This window comes from Furfurilactobacillus cerevisiae (assembly GCF_048961765.1).
Lineage (GTDB): Bacteria > Bacillota > Bacilli > Lactobacillales > Lactobacillaceae > Furfurilactobacillus > Furfurilactobacillus milii_A.
In genome coordinates, this window is sequence record NZ_CP185253.1 from 2,834,476 (window position 1) to 2,849,836 (window position 15,361).

The 15,361-nt window shown below is 40.4% G+C and carries 19 protein-coding genes, 1 tRNA gene and 1 pseudogene; 10 read left to right on the forward strand and 11 right to left on the reverse strand.

Annotation, left to right across the window (positions count from 1 at the left end; translation table 11 throughout):
• Positions 1-8: 8 nt before the first annotated feature.
• Entirely contained in the window at positions 9-344 is a 336-nt protein-coding gene (locus ABUE36_RS13885; protein ID WP_060459851.1) for a CagC family type IV secretion system protein, read from the reverse strand.
• A gap of 162 nt (positions 345-506) precedes the next feature.
• Between ABUE36_RS13885 and ABUE36_RS13890 the strand changes: the two genes are divergently transcribed.
• Complete coding sequence (locus ABUE36_RS13890) at positions 507-1,436, forward strand: IS30-like element ISLpl1 family transposase (protein ID WP_421016461.1); 930 nt, start codon at positions 507-509, stop codon at positions 1,434-1,436.
• 189 nt (positions 1,437-1,625) lie between these two features.
• Here ABUE36_RS13890 and ABUE36_RS13895 read toward each other — a convergent pair whose 3' ends face one another.
• The 3 genes from ABUE36_RS13895 to ABUE36_RS13905 form a co-directional block, all read right to left on the reverse strand.
• A complete protein-coding gene (locus tag ABUE36_RS13895) occupies positions 1,626-1,958 on the reverse strand; it encodes a TMEM175 family protein (RefSeq protein WP_161002075.1) in 333 nt (110 codons plus the stop codon).
• Between the two features lie 49 nt (positions 1,959-2,007).
• Positions 2,008-2,478: a helix-turn-helix transcriptional regulator gene (locus tag ABUE36_RS13900; protein ID WP_421016951.1), complete on the reverse strand. Its 471-nt coding sequence runs from the start codon at positions 2,476-2,478 to the stop codon at positions 2,008-2,010.
• Positions 2,479-2,573: 95 nt separating this feature from the next.
• On the reverse strand, positions 2,574-3,008 hold the full coding sequence (locus tag ABUE36_RS13905) for a hypothetical protein (protein WP_161002073.1): 435 nt from the start codon (positions 3,006-3,008) through the stop codon (positions 2,574-2,576).
• A gap of 145 nt (positions 3,009-3,153) precedes the next feature.
• Between ABUE36_RS13905 and ABUE36_RS13910 the strand changes: the two genes are divergently transcribed.
• On the forward strand, positions 3,154-3,567 hold the full coding sequence (locus tag ABUE36_RS13910; protein WP_161002072.1) for a nuclear transport factor 2 family protein: 414 nt from the start codon (positions 3,154-3,156) through the stop codon (positions 3,565-3,567).
• A gap of 135 nt (positions 3,568-3,702) precedes the next feature.
• Positions 3,703-3,775: transfer RNA gene (locus ABUE36_RS13915), tRNA-Lys, on the forward strand.
• A 503-nt stretch (positions 3,776-4,278) separates the two neighbouring features.
• Here the strand turns inward: ABUE36_RS13915 and ABUE36_RS13920 are convergent.
• The 6 genes from ABUE36_RS13920 to ABUE36_RS13945 form a co-directional block, all read right to left on the reverse strand.
• Positions 4,279-4,674: a hypothetical protein gene (locus ABUE36_RS13920; RefSeq protein ID WP_161002071.1), complete on the reverse strand. Its 396-nt coding sequence runs from the start codon at positions 4,672-4,674 to the stop codon at positions 4,279-4,281.
• A 451-nt stretch (positions 4,675-5,125) separates the two neighbouring features.
• On the reverse strand, positions 5,126-5,314 hold the full coding sequence (locus ABUE36_RS13925) for a hypothetical protein (protein ID WP_421016952.1): 189 nt from the start codon (positions 5,312-5,314) through the stop codon (positions 5,126-5,128).
• Positions 5,286-5,636, reverse strand: coding sequence for a hypothetical protein (locus tag ABUE36_RS13930; RefSeq protein WP_161002070.1), 351 nt, complete (start codon positions 5,634-5,636; stop codon positions 5,286-5,288). The genes ABUE36_RS13925 and ABUE36_RS13930 overlap by 29 nt, the downstream gene beginning before the upstream one ends.
• Positions 5,620-5,874, reverse strand: coding sequence for a hypothetical protein (locus ABUE36_RS13935; protein WP_161002069.1), 255 nt, complete (start codon positions 5,872-5,874; stop codon positions 5,620-5,622). The genes ABUE36_RS13930 and ABUE36_RS13935 overlap by 17 nt, the downstream gene beginning before the upstream one ends.
• Before the next feature lie 332 nt (positions 5,875-6,206).
• The gene (locus ABUE36_RS13940) at positions 6,207-6,389 is read right to left on the reverse strand and encodes a hypothetical protein (RefSeq protein WP_421016953.1); all 183 of its coding nucleotides are present in this window, start codon (positions 6,387-6,389) and stop codon (positions 6,207-6,209) included.
• 231 nt (positions 6,390-6,620) lie between these two features.
• Entirely contained in the window at positions 6,621-6,818 is a 198-nt protein-coding gene (locus tag ABUE36_RS13945; protein ID WP_421016954.1) for a helix-turn-helix domain-containing protein, read from the reverse strand.
• 138 nt (positions 6,819-6,956) lie between these two features.
• Here ABUE36_RS13945 and ABUE36_RS13950 point away from each other — a divergent pair, with 138 nt between their 5' ends.
• From ABUE36_RS13950 to rhuM, 3 genes are all read left to right on the forward strand, one after another.
• Positions 6,957-7,700, forward strand: a complete 744-nt coding sequence (locus ABUE36_RS13950) for a helix-turn-helix domain-containing protein (protein WP_421016955.1) — start codon at positions 6,957-6,959, stop codon at positions 7,698-7,700.
• A gap of 170 nt (positions 7,701-7,870) precedes the next feature.
• Positions 7,871-8,833: a hypothetical protein gene (locus ABUE36_RS13955; RefSeq protein WP_421016956.1), complete on the forward strand. Its 963-nt coding sequence runs from the start codon at positions 7,871-7,873 to the stop codon at positions 8,831-8,833.
• 146 nt (positions 8,834-8,979) lie between these two features.
• Positions 8,980-9,930, forward strand: a complete 951-nt coding sequence (rhuM, locus tag ABUE36_RS13960) for a RhuM family protein (RefSeq protein ID WP_421016957.1) — start codon at positions 8,980-8,982, stop codon at positions 9,928-9,930.
• Here the strand turns inward: rhuM and ABUE36_RS13965 are convergent.
• Entirely contained in the window at positions 9,896-10,825 is a 930-nt protein-coding gene (locus ABUE36_RS13965; RefSeq protein WP_096109805.1) for an IS30-like element ISLpl1 family transposase, read from the reverse strand. The two genes, rhuM and ABUE36_RS13965, sit on opposite strands and share 35 nt — an antisense overlap.
• A gap of 101 nt (positions 10,826-10,926) precedes the next feature.
• On the opposite strand from ABUE36_RS13965, the pseudogene ABUE36_RS13970 reads away from it, so the two are divergent.
• The 4 genes and pseudogenes from ABUE36_RS13970 to ABUE36_RS13985 form a co-directional block, all read left to right on the forward strand.
• Positions 10,927-11,040, forward strand: a pseudogene (locus ABUE36_RS13970) (cell filamentation protein Fic); the annotation flags it as partial.
• A 131-nt stretch (positions 11,041-11,171) separates the two neighbouring features.
• Positions 11,172-11,840 (forward strand): DUF5710 domain-containing protein, encoded by a 669-nt coding sequence (locus ABUE36_RS13975; protein WP_161002547.1) that lies wholly within the window; start codon positions 11,172-11,174, stop codon positions 11,838-11,840.
• Between the two features lie 217 nt (positions 11,841-12,057).
• Entirely contained in the window at positions 12,058-12,810 is a 753-nt protein-coding gene (locus ABUE36_RS13980; RefSeq protein ID WP_421016958.1) for a hypothetical protein, read from the forward strand.
• A gap of 409 nt (positions 12,811-13,219) precedes the next feature.
• Positions 13,220-14,386, forward strand: coding sequence for a tyrosine-type recombinase/integrase (locus ABUE36_RS13985; protein ID WP_421016959.1), 1,167 nt, complete (start codon positions 13,220-13,222; stop codon positions 14,384-14,386).
• Positions 14,387-15,361 lie beyond the last annotated feature (975 nt).

Here is a 15,361-nt window from a genome sequence, read left to right on the forward strand (position 1 = left end):
TTTTTAAATTAGGTAAATAGACTGTAAACCCAAGGTAAGATCCAGATAATGGCCGCCGCCAAGGCAACTAAGCCAGCTACTCGACCAACCGCGTGGTAAACTTCGGACTTTTCCCGCGGATCGTCTGCGTCAGGCATTCTTTTGATAATAATAAATAGCGCCACACAAATCCCAACTAAAACGACCAATCCGGTTAAAATGCCCTGAATCGTCTTACCAGCGCTGGTTAGCTTGCTTTTAACTTCGCCACCGTCCGCCGCAAAAACAACCTGGGCGTTCATCAAGCCCAAATAGATTGCAGTAGCTCCAGTAGTTGCTAACGCTTTTACTTTGCTGAACTTCATGTTATTCCTCCTTCCTATCGTCTTCTGATGTTCGTAATTGAATTTGTTCTGATTGCGTTTCTTGGTAGATTGTAAAATTAATCCGAACGCTGTTCGGACAAAAAAGATCAGCTTCCTTTAAAATGGTGTTTACCACAAACCCATCTTTTAGGAGCTGATCTTTTGTCTAGTATAACCTATTCCGAACGAATTAAAATCGAAACCTTTTGTGAACTAGGGCTGTCCAATATCCAAATGGGCGTTCGGCTGAACCGATCACCGTCAACAATTTCTTATGAATTATCTCGATGTCAACCTTATCAGGCTGAATTAGCACAAACAGATGCCGAATACAAGCGATCACGATGTGGTCGGAAAACTAAGCTGAGCGATGAGTTAAAGCAAAAAATTCTCAACCATTTACGTCTAAGCTGGTCACCAGGAATGATTGCTCACGAATTTAAACTAGCTACTAAATCTATTTATAATTGGCTAAATCAGGAGAGAATTGATTTCTCCTTGAATGATCTACCTGAACATGGCGTACGCCAACGGCGTAACGTTGACCAACGATCCAAATATAATCAATCTTTGGGGCGATCAATTGAACAGCGTCCCATGATGATTAATCAACGTAATCGCATCGGCGATTTTGAACTAGATACAGTCGTTGGTCCTCGTGGGCATAGTAAGGCAGTTTTATTAACTTTAATCGATCGAAAATCACGGTTCCTTTGGGCATACCGGTTAAAAGATCGGACGACAGTGACTGTTAATGAAGCACTAACTAAGTTCCTAACCACTTTTAATGGTCCGGTGCACAGCTTTACTGTGGACCGTGGCACTGAGTTTAGTGGGCTAGTATCACTTGAATCACAATATGGTATTAAGACCTATTACTGCCATGCTTATACGCCAGCTGAACGTGGTAGTAATGAACGCTTTAATCGGAATTTACGTTATTTTTATCCTAAAGGGACTCGTTTTGAACACATTAGTGCTCAAGATTTAACGACGACGTTACTCCAAATTAACCAGCGACCGCTTAAAATACTCGACTGGCAAACACCGTATCAGGTTATGCTGACAAATTTGTCCAAAAATTCGGATTAAATTTGCAATCTACCAACAACGCAAACGGCGGGAAAAAGAACGTAATGATGATCACCAAAACATTAATGATCAAGGACCACTGGTTTCTTCTCTCGGAATCGGCCGATATGCCCTCTTTAGTAGACAGTTGATTAGCGTGTTGAACAGCATGGTTCAAGATGATAAACGAAATGTTAAACGGCAAGACAATCAATGGTACAGCATAGCGCTTGGCCTAGCAAAGATATCCGTGCCATACCACGCCGTTACCGCGGGAATTAAGGACATCCAGAACAACAAATTCATGTTTGCCCACAAAACATGTGCATTCGTTTTTTCGACTGCGGCAAACATCTGGTGATGGAAATTCCAAATTTCAGCAATCATTAGAAAACTAGCGACGTACACGACAAACGGCATTCGCATTTGCCCGAACAACGCGGCCCAAGTGTGTTGTTCGGGCAATTTTAGATCCAAAACTAGAATGGTAATAATGATAGCAACAACGCCATCAGTAAATGCCTCTATTCGTGACTTTGACATGTGTTTACAACCTCCATATCAGAGTTTAACAGATTCAGCGTGCTTGTCATTAACGATCCTGTTGTTGGCGCTGATATTCATGTGGGGTCAGCCCAACATAATGTTTAAACACCTTGGCAAAATGACTCTGATCGCCAAAGTGCAACTGATAGCAGACTTCCGTCACACTTTGCTGAAGTAATAGTGTTTTAGCCACCGTCACCTTACGCATCAAAATATACTGTTTCAGCGTCCACCCCGTTTGCTGGTGAAAATGCCTGGTAATGTAATCCGCCGACAGCTCCATCCGTTTGGCAACGTCCACAACGCGCAGACGAGTCTCTATATGTACATTGATATCTTTCACAATCTGGTTCACCAGGTGATCTCCACTGAGGCGAGAACTGTTAACGCGGCGCCGTTCAAACGCCACTACCAGCTGTCCTGCCAGTTTTGCGCTAGTCATATCATCATTGCGGACATCCTGCCACCATTGACTGACAATCTCCGTAAAGTGGCGTAAACGTCCGTTTACCGTCAATTGATGCCCCACAAACAGTCCTGCAATCAGCGTTAACCCGATCAGATGTTGGGGTCTCGGCGTAACTTTGACAAAATGTGCTTTAACAAAGTTACTTAAAACTTCCCAGTTTTCCTTCGCAATGCTTGAATCAACGTGTGCACCGGTTCTATGTGAAACGGTTCAAGTCTGGCTTCGCTGAGTTTCGGTACCACCAATGGCGACCTGCCCAGCAAACCGACATATAAACAGAGCGCACATAACCGTAACTGCTGTTCGTCCATATCTGAAAAACCAACGCCGCAAACGATGACGCCTAACTCTGCCTTAAAACAGAAGGCCTGTCGATGCTTAACTGACGCATGCTTTAACATCGTTATTTCTGTTTGTTGCACCTCCTGAACGGCCGCCTTGATTAAGGCACGATCTAGGATATCGAGGTCATTATCTGTAACGTTTCTTTTTATGTGTCCAAGTTCGTCCAATTCAACCAGTTGAATCTTCATTAATTTAGCAATTTCTGATTCCAATAGACGCTGCTTGCTAGTCATCTTTTTTGCCTCCATATCCACGACGGATTTCAACCATTAAGTCGCCTTTATCATATCTGAATATAGGCGAACTAATTACACTCTAAACAGTTGGTAAGGGTTAGTAATAGACGTCAGTGATTGATTACATTTAGGGGGCTTTAAAATGTTCAATATTGATGAAGTACGTTTGCAAAAACAAACAAAGCAGGAAGCCGTTAAGCATACGATCGAAACCTATTTTCAAGCATTGGATGGGGGAATGGATGCCGCTATGCTAACGAGTCTATTTTGTTCCGAATCCTTTTTACGTTTTAAAAGTCATGAACGGGCTGGTCATGCAGCCATTCTAGAAATGATTCAAACCTTACTAACCAACCCACAACACCTAACTAACATGACGATCGATGTCCCATCACTAGAATTAGTCGCACTTGTTCACGGTCATGTAGTTATCCAAGGAACTGATAATTATTCAGAACCTTATAGCTTCACGATGACACTCGTATCGGACCGCCTGATCCGCAACCAGGATCACAATCGTTGGTTGATTCATCGATTGAATTATCAACCTGTATAATTTGCACTAAAATTGCCGCTGTAGACGAATCACTACGCCTGCAACGGCTTTGTTTTGTCATAATCTAAACTTTTTCTGAAAAACCTGTTGTCAGGGTTTGGAGCATATGATACTATATAAAAGTTGAATTGATATGGATCGCTAGCTCAGCTGGCAGAGCAACGGACTCTTAATCCGTGGGTCCAGGGTTCGATCCCCTGGCGATCCATCAAAACAATTAACCACCAATCACGCTGGCTCAGCCCGTGATTGGTGGTTTTTTTCTATTTTCATAAATCATTAAATATCACCGCAAAGCATGAAAACGTAGCTTTTTTACGGCAAAACGTAGCCAAGCGATAGAACCACTAAAACTAATACTATTTATTGCCTGTGTGGGGCGTTGACCGTATACTTCATCGTACATAGCTTTTATTTTCACTTAAAGCACTGCAAATCAATTCATCATGAACACTCAAGGGGCAAGCAAGGGGTAGCCAAATTAGACAAAATTAAAAACCTACTCATCAGTGGGCAGGCCCTTGCATGATTAATCTATCCATTTTAGAGAGGTAATGCTTGTTCGACGCCGGTATGAGTACGGATTGTTCAAACTCTCAGTATGTAACCGTGGTGGGTACAAAGAAATTTCGTCCTTTTGCCTTTCTAAAACCTAGTATTACTGACTCAAACTGCTCGTTAACCATAAATACAATATCTAACTTAAGTCTATTAGGCTTCATGTTGCTTGTTACTACAAAGGCGGGTATGTCTTGATCTAAAAAAACCGTTGCAGAATGTTGTAATGCAGCATCCTTTTTTAATTTGTTTTCCCCACAGCGAGCTCGTCTTAGCCACTGTTTTAGCTAGGGTGCCCGCTTTAACCTGTCTAATAAGTTGACTAGCGTTTACATTCTTACTAGTTAGCTTTTCCCAACCCATTAAATATGGAAAATCCCGTTCGGTAAAAACAATATCAAACTCACTCAAAAGATTATAATTAGTCTCAATTCTTACTCGATGACCAGCAAAAACATGATCGTAGTCTTCTAACATCACCTTAAAGTCTATTGAAGCCTCATTCGTCACAATAAAGTAGCTTGATGACGGCTTTGGTAATTCATTCATTAAGATATTCCTCCCTAAAAAATAACCGCTAGTATACACTGACGGCTACTGGAGTTTGAGTTAAGAAGCTTCCTTAACTGCGACTAGCGGTCAGATTTAGGTCTCTGCCAGGCAACATAGCAACTCCCTACTATTATCCAATATGCGACACTCAGCAAGGCACCCCCTTGCTCGATAAGTATTATACCGGTTCCCTACTCGCAAAATTAAGTTATTACTGTTTCTATAACATCTCATGAAACTTATTAGGTACTCTGAGTCTAGCATCATTCATCTACTCATCTTTCAGTAACCTCGAAAGGCTTCTGTAGAGTGTACGTATGCTCACCGTTTGTAACGGCTGTACTGTGATTGTCCTAAACAAATGTGCATCATCGCTTCTACGTTGCTAGGTTCACTGGAATGAAAGTAAAGTGCTTTTGGAATCTCCTGAGTTCGGTTAGGACACAGTTCAATGGCAAACTTTAAATGTAACTGCATCACTCAAAAGGTATTCTAAGTCCATGTAGTCTTCATCATCATGGCAAAAGTTCTCTCCATCTTGAACTTTAAAAAAATTCATCAGCGTTACACCAGTGTGATTGCGAACCTGATACGCCTCGCCTGCTCCACTAATCGACGTTACTTGATCCTTTAACATACTCAGTTAACAATTCCTTGTCGTTAGTCCCTAACTTGTGGAGATGATTTGTATCAGTTCGTTCCAGTGAAACCTCTGCAAAATTATAAACATCTGCATAATTTTGTTTTGGCTCAGTTCGAGAAACAGTCGTGGGCACGGTGGAAACGCCTATACTGCGCACTTCGTCATTTACGATTGCTTTATTATCAGCACTTTCTACCGTGCCTTTTTTTACACGGCGAACAGGCTCTTGAGGTTTGTCGTAAGCTTCATACACTGGAGCAGCAAACTTACCGCCCTTACGTCTCTGATTCTTGTTTTTCCTAACAACTAAAGCCAAAGTCCTGCAACTCCTTAATAGCCGTACTGTAAGCCTGTCTTGACAGACCAGCCCGCCGTTGCAACTCGCTGGCGCTAAAATTCCAATCTGGCGTGTTATCTAACATAGTTATCCAAAGAATAATGGCAGAACGGTTCAATTTTCTATGAATCATGCTTTGAAATACGTCCATATTCAAATTCAAAAAACGTGTACGTTCAGCAATCATCTGCTTTGCTGGTGTGGCGTGTCCATCCATGCTAGACCTCCTTTCCTGATGTTCAGATGAATTTAATTGAATAGCAAAACGCCCTATTTCCGGGGGATGTTTTTAGCCAACCATCTAGCAACCAAGTGTCACCCATCTGTTAACTAGCTGCAGAAAATGTTTTTAAAATGTTCCTTAATTACTGGATACATAAGCTTTTATCTGTTGTTCACATTTTCGTCATTCATACATTTTTGTTGTTCAAACGTTGGTCATTCACCTTGGCCATCATGAATAGCTTTTATTTTTTAATTTCTGCACATTCGGAGACAAGGACGGCACATGTGTGAGCTGTCCCAAATCACACAAGGAACACCCCCTTTTTAGTTCGAATTAGTCTCTGACTCATCCTGTTTAACATATTTTAATGGCTGGATTGCAAAAAAATACTTATTAACTTTGCGTGTCTTGATAGTTTCAGAATCAACAAACAAATGAATGAAATGGCGTACTTGATAACGGGTAGTTTTCCAATGCTCAGCTAATCCAAAAACAGTAGCTAACATCTCACCAGCCTCTTGCCCATTGAATGCGATCATTAACCAATCATGGCTTACGGTCTTGCCTTGAATCCTATTTCTAAGCTAAGTACCATTGCAGGTAGTCTGCCGCTTGCTTCTTAGTCATATACCTCGGTGTAGCAGCTTGTATAAACGCCTGCTTAGTACTTGTTAAACATCAACAGCTTTAGTTCCTGTTGAGTGCTCTCTGGTAGTGATACTCGTAATTCTGGCATGTTACTTCACCTCATAGCCTAACAACTCATTAGGTGTAATGCCAAAAAAGCAAATTTTCTTCAACGTTTCGAACTGAATGCCTTTTGCTCTTTGATAATAAATACTTGTAAGCGTGAATCTGTGATAATCGTGTGCTATCCCAATTGTCCAATAACAAGAATCCAAGATATCCTTAAAATTATTGCTCATAATTTCCATCTCATTTTTTAATACTAAGCATCCTTGCCAGAAATGGTAAGAATGCTTAGTAAAGAAGTCGATATACTTTTAGCAAATAGTCTTGTCATTTCGTTTTTACAGGTATATGCTAAATTCAAGCAGAAATGAGGTGCATGTATGTTAAAAATATCTCTGAAACAATATATGAATGAACGTCATTTAACTATTCAAAATGTAACAGAGATGACGGGAGTATCCCGTCCTACCATTTCACAGCTTGCGTCCGGAAAAGCAAAAGGCATACAGTTTGAAACTTTATCTAAATTAGCCAATGGATTAAACGCTGACGTTTCAGAATTATTTGATAATCAATTTTCTTTTGAGACGATCCAGTATTATGTAAAACCAGTAACAGAAAGTTTATATACACCGGATGGTTCCATTACTACTGGCATTAACTGCTCATCCACACTAATAGATGAAGATGAACCAACTATTGAAGTTGGCTTCTACTATGACGGTAACATTACCGATGTCGGGACAGTGACAGAATTTAAGGTTCCTACTCGACTTATACTCAGTAACCCGATTAATGGCTCTGATACCGTATATAAAATTGAGTGGCTATATGATGATCTTGGTGAAGCACTAATAGAAAACTATAACGAACAAAAGCTATACGACTTTTTATCATCCTCACCTATCAATTCTCTGGAAAAGATATTAGGTGGAGTATCTCGTGGCATTATTCAGCTACTTGAAACTAGTCTCACTAGCAAATACAAAACAGCTACATACGTTAGCTTCAATTCAGATTTGCCAATTCATAGACTTCCAAATGAATCCTTAAATTTTCTTTGGGACAAGAAGACGCTTCTTAACAAAAAACTATTCGACCAATTGATAGACATTAAATACTGACTACATTAAACAGGTCCTTTCAAACGACCTGTTTTCAACAAATACAAGTCATTTAAAATGATTTATTCTTAACAAACTCAAATCTGCGCTGGTTGAAATACCAACAATGGAGATACCTATAAAAGACACCCCCCAACCACTCAAAACGGCTCGTTTTTACGGAGGCACTCATGGAACCAAATTATTTTGGTCAGTGGAAGCAATCAATTGTGAAACAACTTCGCGACACAAAAAAAGATAAATTTATTAGAAGACTTGATGACGATAGTCTGGTAATCAATTACCTCACTTACATTCGCGAATGCGTTTTACATTCTGTAACAGTTCATGAATCTAAAGATATACTGAAACAACTGCCTACACTAAGTCCGAATGAGGCAGCAAATTATCAAAGAATAAAGTCCAATCTAATATCTGGAAGTGGCATTTCTCCATATTTATCTACCAACGCCAGTAAGCTAAGACCAGATGATTTATTTCTAGCGCTAGGGATTATGCACCTGCACATGGGTCAAATAACTCCTGGAAAGTCTTTTTCAAGTAGAACCTCGCACACGATTCACGCAAAACTTTCTGGTGATAATATATATTTCATAGCTATTGGTGCACATGGACAAGGCAACTATACGAATTCTAACGAGCTCAAAATAATTTACGAAAATTGGCCGGAACAGTTAAACGTTCTAAAAGGAGTTACCCCAGATAAAGGGCTATCTTCAGAAGGCTTATTTAAATTAAGGCAGCAAAATATTATGTCGCTTTCTTCGTTTACTGATGAAGATGGTAACGTGATTTCCGTTATTACAGAAAGCGGTTATAGCACTGCAAAAACGTCAACTTTCGACTTAGAAACTTTGGATTGCGTCATACGTCCTGAAATAACCGAGCTGACTAAGAAGTCTTTAGATCAATCTATCCATTCTGAACCATTTATTAAGAACTTTTTCTCTTACGACATTGCTAGCCATCGGTTCAAGTATTACGCCCAAAATAAGGACATGGAAAATCCTGAAATAGTATTTGAATTTTCAAGCCTTGATTTTTGGGGCTCAGTTTTCAGCAAATCGAATGTGAATCTTGCTATTACAATATATGGTCCAAAAAACTCTGAAAGAAGTGAGGCACATAATTAATACCGTCACAAACTGTTACTGTATTACGAGAGTACTGCGAAAGCAGTCGCCCCATCGGGGATGAGAGTACACACAAAGTACATACCCTCCTATACAGGTCGTTTGAAAGGACTTATTTTAAGAATCCATCTAAAGGAGTTGTAACCATGGATAACCAAGCAAAATTTTTACTTTACAAAACAGACAATGGAAATGTCAGCATTGATGTAATAATCAGTGACGAAACAATATGGACTACACAAAAGTCCATGGCCGAGTTATTTGGTGTAGATAAATCAACCATTTCAAGACATTTAAAAAACATTTTCGAAACCGGCGAATTGCCTGAAACTACGAGCGTTGCAAAAATTGCAACAGTCGTAAACAATGGGGTTTTCGGCAATTTGGAAAAAGAGATTAATTACTATAATTTAGATGCCATAATTTCAGTTGGCTATCGCGTTAATTCAAGGCAAGCTACCCGCTTCCGCCAATGGGCTACGGAAACACTAAAAGAATACATGATTAAAGGCTTCGCCATTGATGATGATCGCTTAAAGCAGGGATCAAACCTGCTAGACAAAGATTACTTTCACGAATTACTCGAACGAGTACGTTCAATCCGTGCTAGCGAACGTAGAATATGGCAACAAGTTACTGATATCTTCCAAGAAATTAGTACTGATTATGATAAAGACAGTCCTGTAACTCAGCAGTTCTTCGCCACCGTTCAAAACAAGTTTCACTACGCTATAACTGGACAAACAGCTGCTGAAATCATCTCTACTCACGCTGACCATACAAAACCAAACATGGGGCTAACTACCTGGAAAAAGTCTCCTAATGGTCGCATCTTAAAGTCCGATACCCAAGTTGCCAAAAACTATCTTAATCAAGATGAGATACGCCAATTAGAGCGTAGTGTTTCAAGCTATTTTGATTATATTGAGGGACTAATAGAACGACGGAATGCGTTTACTATGACGGAATTTTCAGATAGCATAGATCGCTTCTTGTCATTCCAGGAATATAAAATACTTCCCGACAACGGTTCTGTTTCAATGGGTAAGGTAGATTGCAAATTTAATCCGAATTTTTGGACAAATTGGTCAGCATAACCTGATACGGTGTTTTCCAGTCAAGTATTTTAAGCGGTCTCTGGTTAATTTGGAGTAACGTCGTCGTTAAATCTTGAGCACTAATGTGCTCAAAACGAGTCCCCTTAGGATAAAAATAACGTAAATTCCGATTAAAGCGTTCATTACTACCACGTTCAGCTGGCGTATAAGCATGACAGTAATAGGTCTTAATACCATATTGTGATTCAAATGATACTAGCCCACTAAACTCAGTACCACGGTCCACAGTAAAACTGTGCACCGGTCCATTAAAAGTTGTTAGGAACTTAGTCAGTGCTTCATTAACACTCGCTGTCGTTCGGTCCTTTAACCGATATGCCCAAAGGAACCGTGATTTGCGATCGATTAAAGTTAATAAAACTGCCTTACTATGCCCACGAGGGCCAACGACGGTATCTAGTTCAAAATCACCGATGCGATTACGTTGATTAATCATCATGGGACGCTGTTCAATCGATCGCCCCAAAGATTGATTATATTTGGATCGTTGGTCAACGTTACGCCGTTGGCGTACGCCATGTTCAGGTAGATCATTCAAGGAGAAACCAATTCTCCCCTGATTTAGCCAATTATAAATAGATTTAGTCGCTAGTTTAAATTCGTGAGCAATCATTCCTGGTGACCAGCTTAGATGTAAATGGTTGAGAATTGTTTGCTTTAACTCATCGCTCAGCTTAGTTTTCCGACCACATCGTGATCGCTTGTATTCGGCATCTGTTTGTGCTAATTCAGCCTGATAAGGTTGACATCGAGATAATTCATAAGAAATTGTTGACGGTGATCGGTTCAGCCGAACGCCCATTTGGATATTGGACAGCCCTAGTTCACAAAAGGTTTCGATTTTAATTCGTTCGGAATAGGTTATACTAGACAAAAGATCAGCTCCTAAAAGATGGGTTTGTTGTAAACACCATTTTAAAGGAAGCTGATCTTTTTTGTCCGAACAGCGTTCGGATTAATTTTACAATCTACTGTAAAGCCAAAGAAAAGGCATCACTTGAATACGAGAAGTTTAATAAAACTCAAAAAATAGAATCTGATTTTGACAAGCAAGTTAAAAAAATTATCAACAACGAGAAAAATAACTAGTGTCCCAACCGGGGTGTATTCCGTTGATCAGTCTGTTGTCCAAAGCAGTAGTTTAAAACAGCTTTATCGGCTGTCATGATAACGTTTATTCGTTACTCACATACTTTTCAAACAAAAAGAAGGCGTTCATATTGGCTGATGAAAGGTACTTAAGGCTTAACGTTCCATATGCTGACAAGGAAGAGGTAAAATCATTGTTCGCTCGTTGGAACCACAACGAGAAGTTCTGGTATGCCACCAATCCTAAATACTATTATCGATTTGCTAAGTGGATTAATACTGACGTTGTAATAACCAATTCTCTCGGAATAGTAAGTGCCAAAATGGAATGTTGGCGCTGCGGTGAAAAAACTATGGTCTCAGGAGTTGGAATTCAACATAACAATATGATATTTGTTACTGAACGCTTAGATTTACTAAATGATTTTGGAATCGATTTAATGATTATTCCTTGGTCATCAGCAGAGAAATTCATTCCAACTCAACTAGTTCAACATGCAGAAAGTAATTACCATATCAAAGCTGCTTATTCTCAAGCGGTGAACTCTACTTACTTGGCTAATACCTGCTCCAACTGTGGGGCACTGCAAGGCGATCACTTTGTCTATGGTCTAACTGAAGAACCTTTAGGAATTAACAGCGAACAAGAACTTTTCTTGGAAGAAATTCCGCTACTCAAAGGTGACTTACCTATACTCTTTGAACCTAATGTACAAGCTAGTCCGCAAACTAATTTGCTTAGCCATACAGAAGTAATTCGTTCAAAGTTTTCATTAACTGACTACACAATACCGCAATAGCAAACTCAGTTCTGAGGGGATGCACAAGGGTACTAAAAACTAGCTTGATTGCACTAAGAAAGGCGCCATCAAATCGATGACCTCAACACCTATTCAAAAACGACACTCTTTACCGGAGTTGACCACTACCCGCCGGTTCCTCATTTCATTTTTTAGAATTTTTTAACCATGGTGGTGTCGCTCATCCTCATACATAACAATTATTTAGGAGATTATCATGAAAAAAGCAATTGCATTATCCGTTACCCTGTTGGCATCACTTAGCTTAGCCGCATGTAGCAATTCTGGGCATAGTTCGGCGCATTCTGGAGGCAATAAAGACACGTCCAGTAAAGTGTCTAAGACATCTAAAAAGGCCTCTACTGACCAGTCGAAACAGTCCGGTTCCAGCAGTCAACAGTCCTCATCTAGCACAGCATCTAGTTCAAGTAGTAGCAGCGATACCAACAGCCAACTAGCAGCACAATTGACAGACAATGACTGGTACATGCTTGCTTATTTGCAGACATGGGGTGCTAAAACACCACAAGAAATGGCCAGTTACCCAATGGACAACCTAGAGTTTTACACGAACGATAATGGCAGGTCGGAGCTAGACCAAGGTCACGTGGATTCAACTTGTTACTTAGTGGCCACCACTTCAACAACCGTTACTATTGCTCCATCAACTGGTGAGGGTGTCGATAGTCAATTTCCGAACAAGACACTTTCAAAAGCTGACCTTTTAAAATCACTCGTTCCAGATGAAACCTATTTGGCTAGTCTAAAAAAGAACACAGCAGCCGCTGAACAAAATGGTAAAGAGGCCTTAGCAGAGGCAAGCTCACTGTCAAACGATGCAAACAGTAGCTCAAGCGATGATGATCAGAGCGACTCAAACAACGACCAGAGCTCAGTTGATTCAGACCAAGACAATGACTCTAACCAAACTGACAGCAATCAAGACACTGACGACGACACAGACCAGTAAAGATATTGTTCTGTTTAACTTCTAGGAGATAAAGCACCATGCTACTGTTACTCACAATCATTTTTTGCTGGGCTACTTATAAATTCTTTACTAAATGGGTTTGGATCCTGATACCAATCGTTTTAGTAGTCTCAGCAGGTTCATGGCTTATTCATCACCCGTCTGCAGTTGTTCTAATAGTCGCTATTATTGCTGGTATCTACGACCTGATTTACAGGCACTACCACAACGGACAAGATCCGTTCTTAAAGCAGACTAAGTAGCACATTACCAGTTCTGAGTGTGTGCAATGAAAGGAGTGAGGTCTATAACTAATGCCGTCGCAAAACGCGACCCCCTCACAAGGATATTTACAACTACCCTTGTATTTTCCTAACAACGCCCCGCACAGGCCGTTGGGAGAAATAAAATGACACAGATTAATTCATACCAAGACAAAGATGGGAATACACTGTACGGCTTTCAAATCTATCTAGGGGTTAACCATCAAACTGGTAAAAAGAAACGTACTCGCCGCCGTGGTTTCAAGACAAAAAAAGAAGCCGCCATTGCTCTATCTCGCTTACAGGTTCAAACAGAGGATAATGGCGACGTTCCTAAAGAAAACAATATTCTATTTGCTCAAGTGTTTAACGAATGGTTTCCAGTTTATCAAAATACTGTCCGTGAAAGCACTTGGGCGAAAACTAACAAAATGTTTGATAACCACATCCTACCCGCTTTTGGTCAGTTTCGCATCCGTACTATTACGATTGCCCAAGTACAACGGGCAGTGAATGAATGGTTCAAGGCTACAACTGCTGGCTATCGACGGTGGTACTACTTCACTTCACAGATGTTTCAGTTCGCTATGAAACGTGGTTACATTGACCGCAACCCAGCAGCATTAGTTACTTTGCCAAAGCATGAGGCTACACCAGGGCAACAACGTGAAAACTTTTGGAGTCGTGATAAACTTGCTCATTTTTTTAAATGTCTTGATTCACACACTGAACCTGAAAAGTTTGCCCTCTTCTGGACGTATGCTTACACGGCTGCCCGTAGAAGCGAAATACTAGCGCTGGAGTGGTCAGACATTGACTTCAGTAAATCCACCATGACCATTAGTAAGACACTCTCACAGGGTGTTGGCGGTCATACAGTAGTGAATGCTACTAAGACTGCTAAAGGGATGCGAACCAAACCCCTAGACACCAGCACCGTATACTATTTTCGACAATGGCGGTTAGCTCAGCAACGGTATTTGTTAACAATTGCTAACGTATCTAGCGTAGATAAGCATCAACTGGTATTTCCTAACTCAAAGGGCAAATACAAGTCACTAGACACGCCACACAAATGGCTGGCTAAGATCATTAAGGATAATGGACTACGTTACATCAGTGTCCACGGTCTACGCCACACAAGCGTGTCAGCTATGTTTGCTGCTGGCATCCCCATTAAAGAGATTCAGAACCGTATGGAGGATGCTGATATTCAAACGGTACTCAACACTTATATTCATACGACTGCTGAGCAAGAATGGCATGCAGCTAACCAGTTGGCAGAATACCTAAAGGGTAGCCAAGCACAATAAAGTTCCATGTGAAACACGTGTAACAACTGCTGTTACGGCATTTATCATATCGTTAGGTCTGTTCCCCTGGCGATCCATCAAAACAATTAACCACCAATCACGCTGGCTCAGCCCGTGATTGGTGGTTTTTTCTATTTTCATAAATAAAGGCCTACTCATTAATGAGCAAACCTCGAACAAAATTTTGAAAACCCTAGTTTTAAGTTTCTCGAAATGCCGCAACAGCTTACGTTTGCCAAATCTAGTAAAATTGCTATAATAATGCCATTGGAAAGCGAGGAGAATTTTAGCGGAGACTCCTCGCTCGCTGGTCAAGTATTGTTGGGTAAGCTGTCTACTTTATGTAGTCAGCTTTTTTTATTATCGCAAACGCTTGAGCCAGTGTTTTTACCGACCTAGCTACGATATATAACGACACAGCAAGCTGTATCATTACCCAATCTTTCCTAAGTGATATTGCATGCTCCTCATCCCTTGTTAGTCACTGATTGGTGATGATGAGGATACGTAATACCTGCCAGCTTGAACGACAGCAAGTAATAAGCTGGCTGAACGTCCATGTACTTAGAATACCTAAACCGCCTGCTAATTCATGCTAGTTTTTACATATTTTACACATCAGTGAACCATCTGTTGTCGCAAGTGATCCATTGCGTTCTTTCAATGATTCAAATTTTGGATTCTTTTAAAGGGTACTTAAGGAGTTGAAACAAGATGTTACTATTACTCGCCATTATTTTTTGTTGGGCCACTTACAAGTTGTTTACTAAATGGATCTGGACATTAGTTCCTATCATCCTCATAGTCTCGACTGGTTCATGGTTAACCCATCATACGTCTGCTGTCGTCCTAATTTTAGCGGTCATTGTTAGTATTTACGATGTTGTTTACCGACATTTCCATGATGGACAAGATCCATTCTTAAAACAGAACAAATGACTCACGTTTACCTTTTTCCAAAACACAATTGCACTA

What these genes read in the sequence shown, in the direction of transcription:
- ABUE36_RS13885 (WP_060459851.1), bottom strand. Translation starts at nt 344, where the DNA reads ATGAAGTTCAGCAAAGTAAAAGCGTTAGCAACTACTGGAGCTACTGCA.
- ABUE36_RS13895 (WP_161002075.1), bottom strand. Translation starts at nt 1,958, where the DNA reads ATGTCAAAGTCACGAATAGAGGCATTTACTGATGGCGTTGTTGCTATC.
- ABUE36_RS13905 (WP_161002073.1), bottom strand. Translation starts at nt 3,008, where the DNA reads ATGACTAGCAAGCAGCGTCTATTGGAATCAGAAATTGCTAAATTAATG.
- ABUE36_RS13910 (WP_161002072.1), top strand. Translation starts at nt 3,154, where the DNA reads ATGTTCAATATTGATGAAGTACGTTTGCAAAAACAAACAAAGCAGGAA.
- ABUE36_RS13920 (WP_161002071.1), bottom strand. Translation starts at nt 4,674, where the DNA reads ATGAATGAATTACCAAAGCCGTCATCAAGCTACTTTATTGTGACGAAT.
- ABUE36_RS13925 (WP_421016952.1), bottom strand. Translation starts at nt 5,314, where the DNA reads ATGTTAAAGGATCAAGTAACGTCGATTAGTGGAGCAGGCGAGGCGTAT.
- ABUE36_RS13935 (WP_161002069.1), bottom strand. Translation starts at nt 5,874, where the DNA reads ATGGATGGACACGCCACACCAGCAAAGCAGATGATTGCTGAACGTACA.
- ABUE36_RS13940 (WP_421016953.1), bottom strand. Translation starts at nt 6,389, where the DNA reads ATGTTAGCTACTGTTTTTGGATTAGCTGAGCATTGGAAAACTACCCGT.
- ABUE36_RS13945 (WP_421016954.1), bottom strand. Translation starts at nt 6,818, where the DNA reads ATGGAAATTATGAGCAATAATTTTAAGGATATCTTGGATTCTTGTTAT.
- ABUE36_RS13950 (WP_421016955.1), top strand. Translation starts at nt 6,957, where the DNA reads ATGTTAAAAATATCTCTGAAACAATATATGAATGAACGTCATTTAACT.
- ABUE36_RS13955 (WP_421016956.1), top strand. Translation starts at nt 7,871, where the DNA reads ATGGAACCAAATTATTTTGGTCAGTGGAAGCAATCAATTGTGAAACAA.
- rhuM (WP_421016957.1), top strand. Translation starts at nt 8,980, where the DNA reads ATGGATAACCAAGCAAAATTTTTACTTTACAAAACAGACAATGGAAAT.
- ABUE36_RS13980 (WP_421016958.1), top strand. Translation starts at nt 12,058, where the DNA reads ATGAAAAAAGCAATTGCATTATCCGTTACCCTGTTGGCATCACTTAGC.
- ABUE36_RS13985 (WP_421016959.1), top strand. Translation starts at nt 13,220, where the DNA reads ATGACACAGATTAATTCATACCAAGACAAAGATGGGAATACACTGTAC.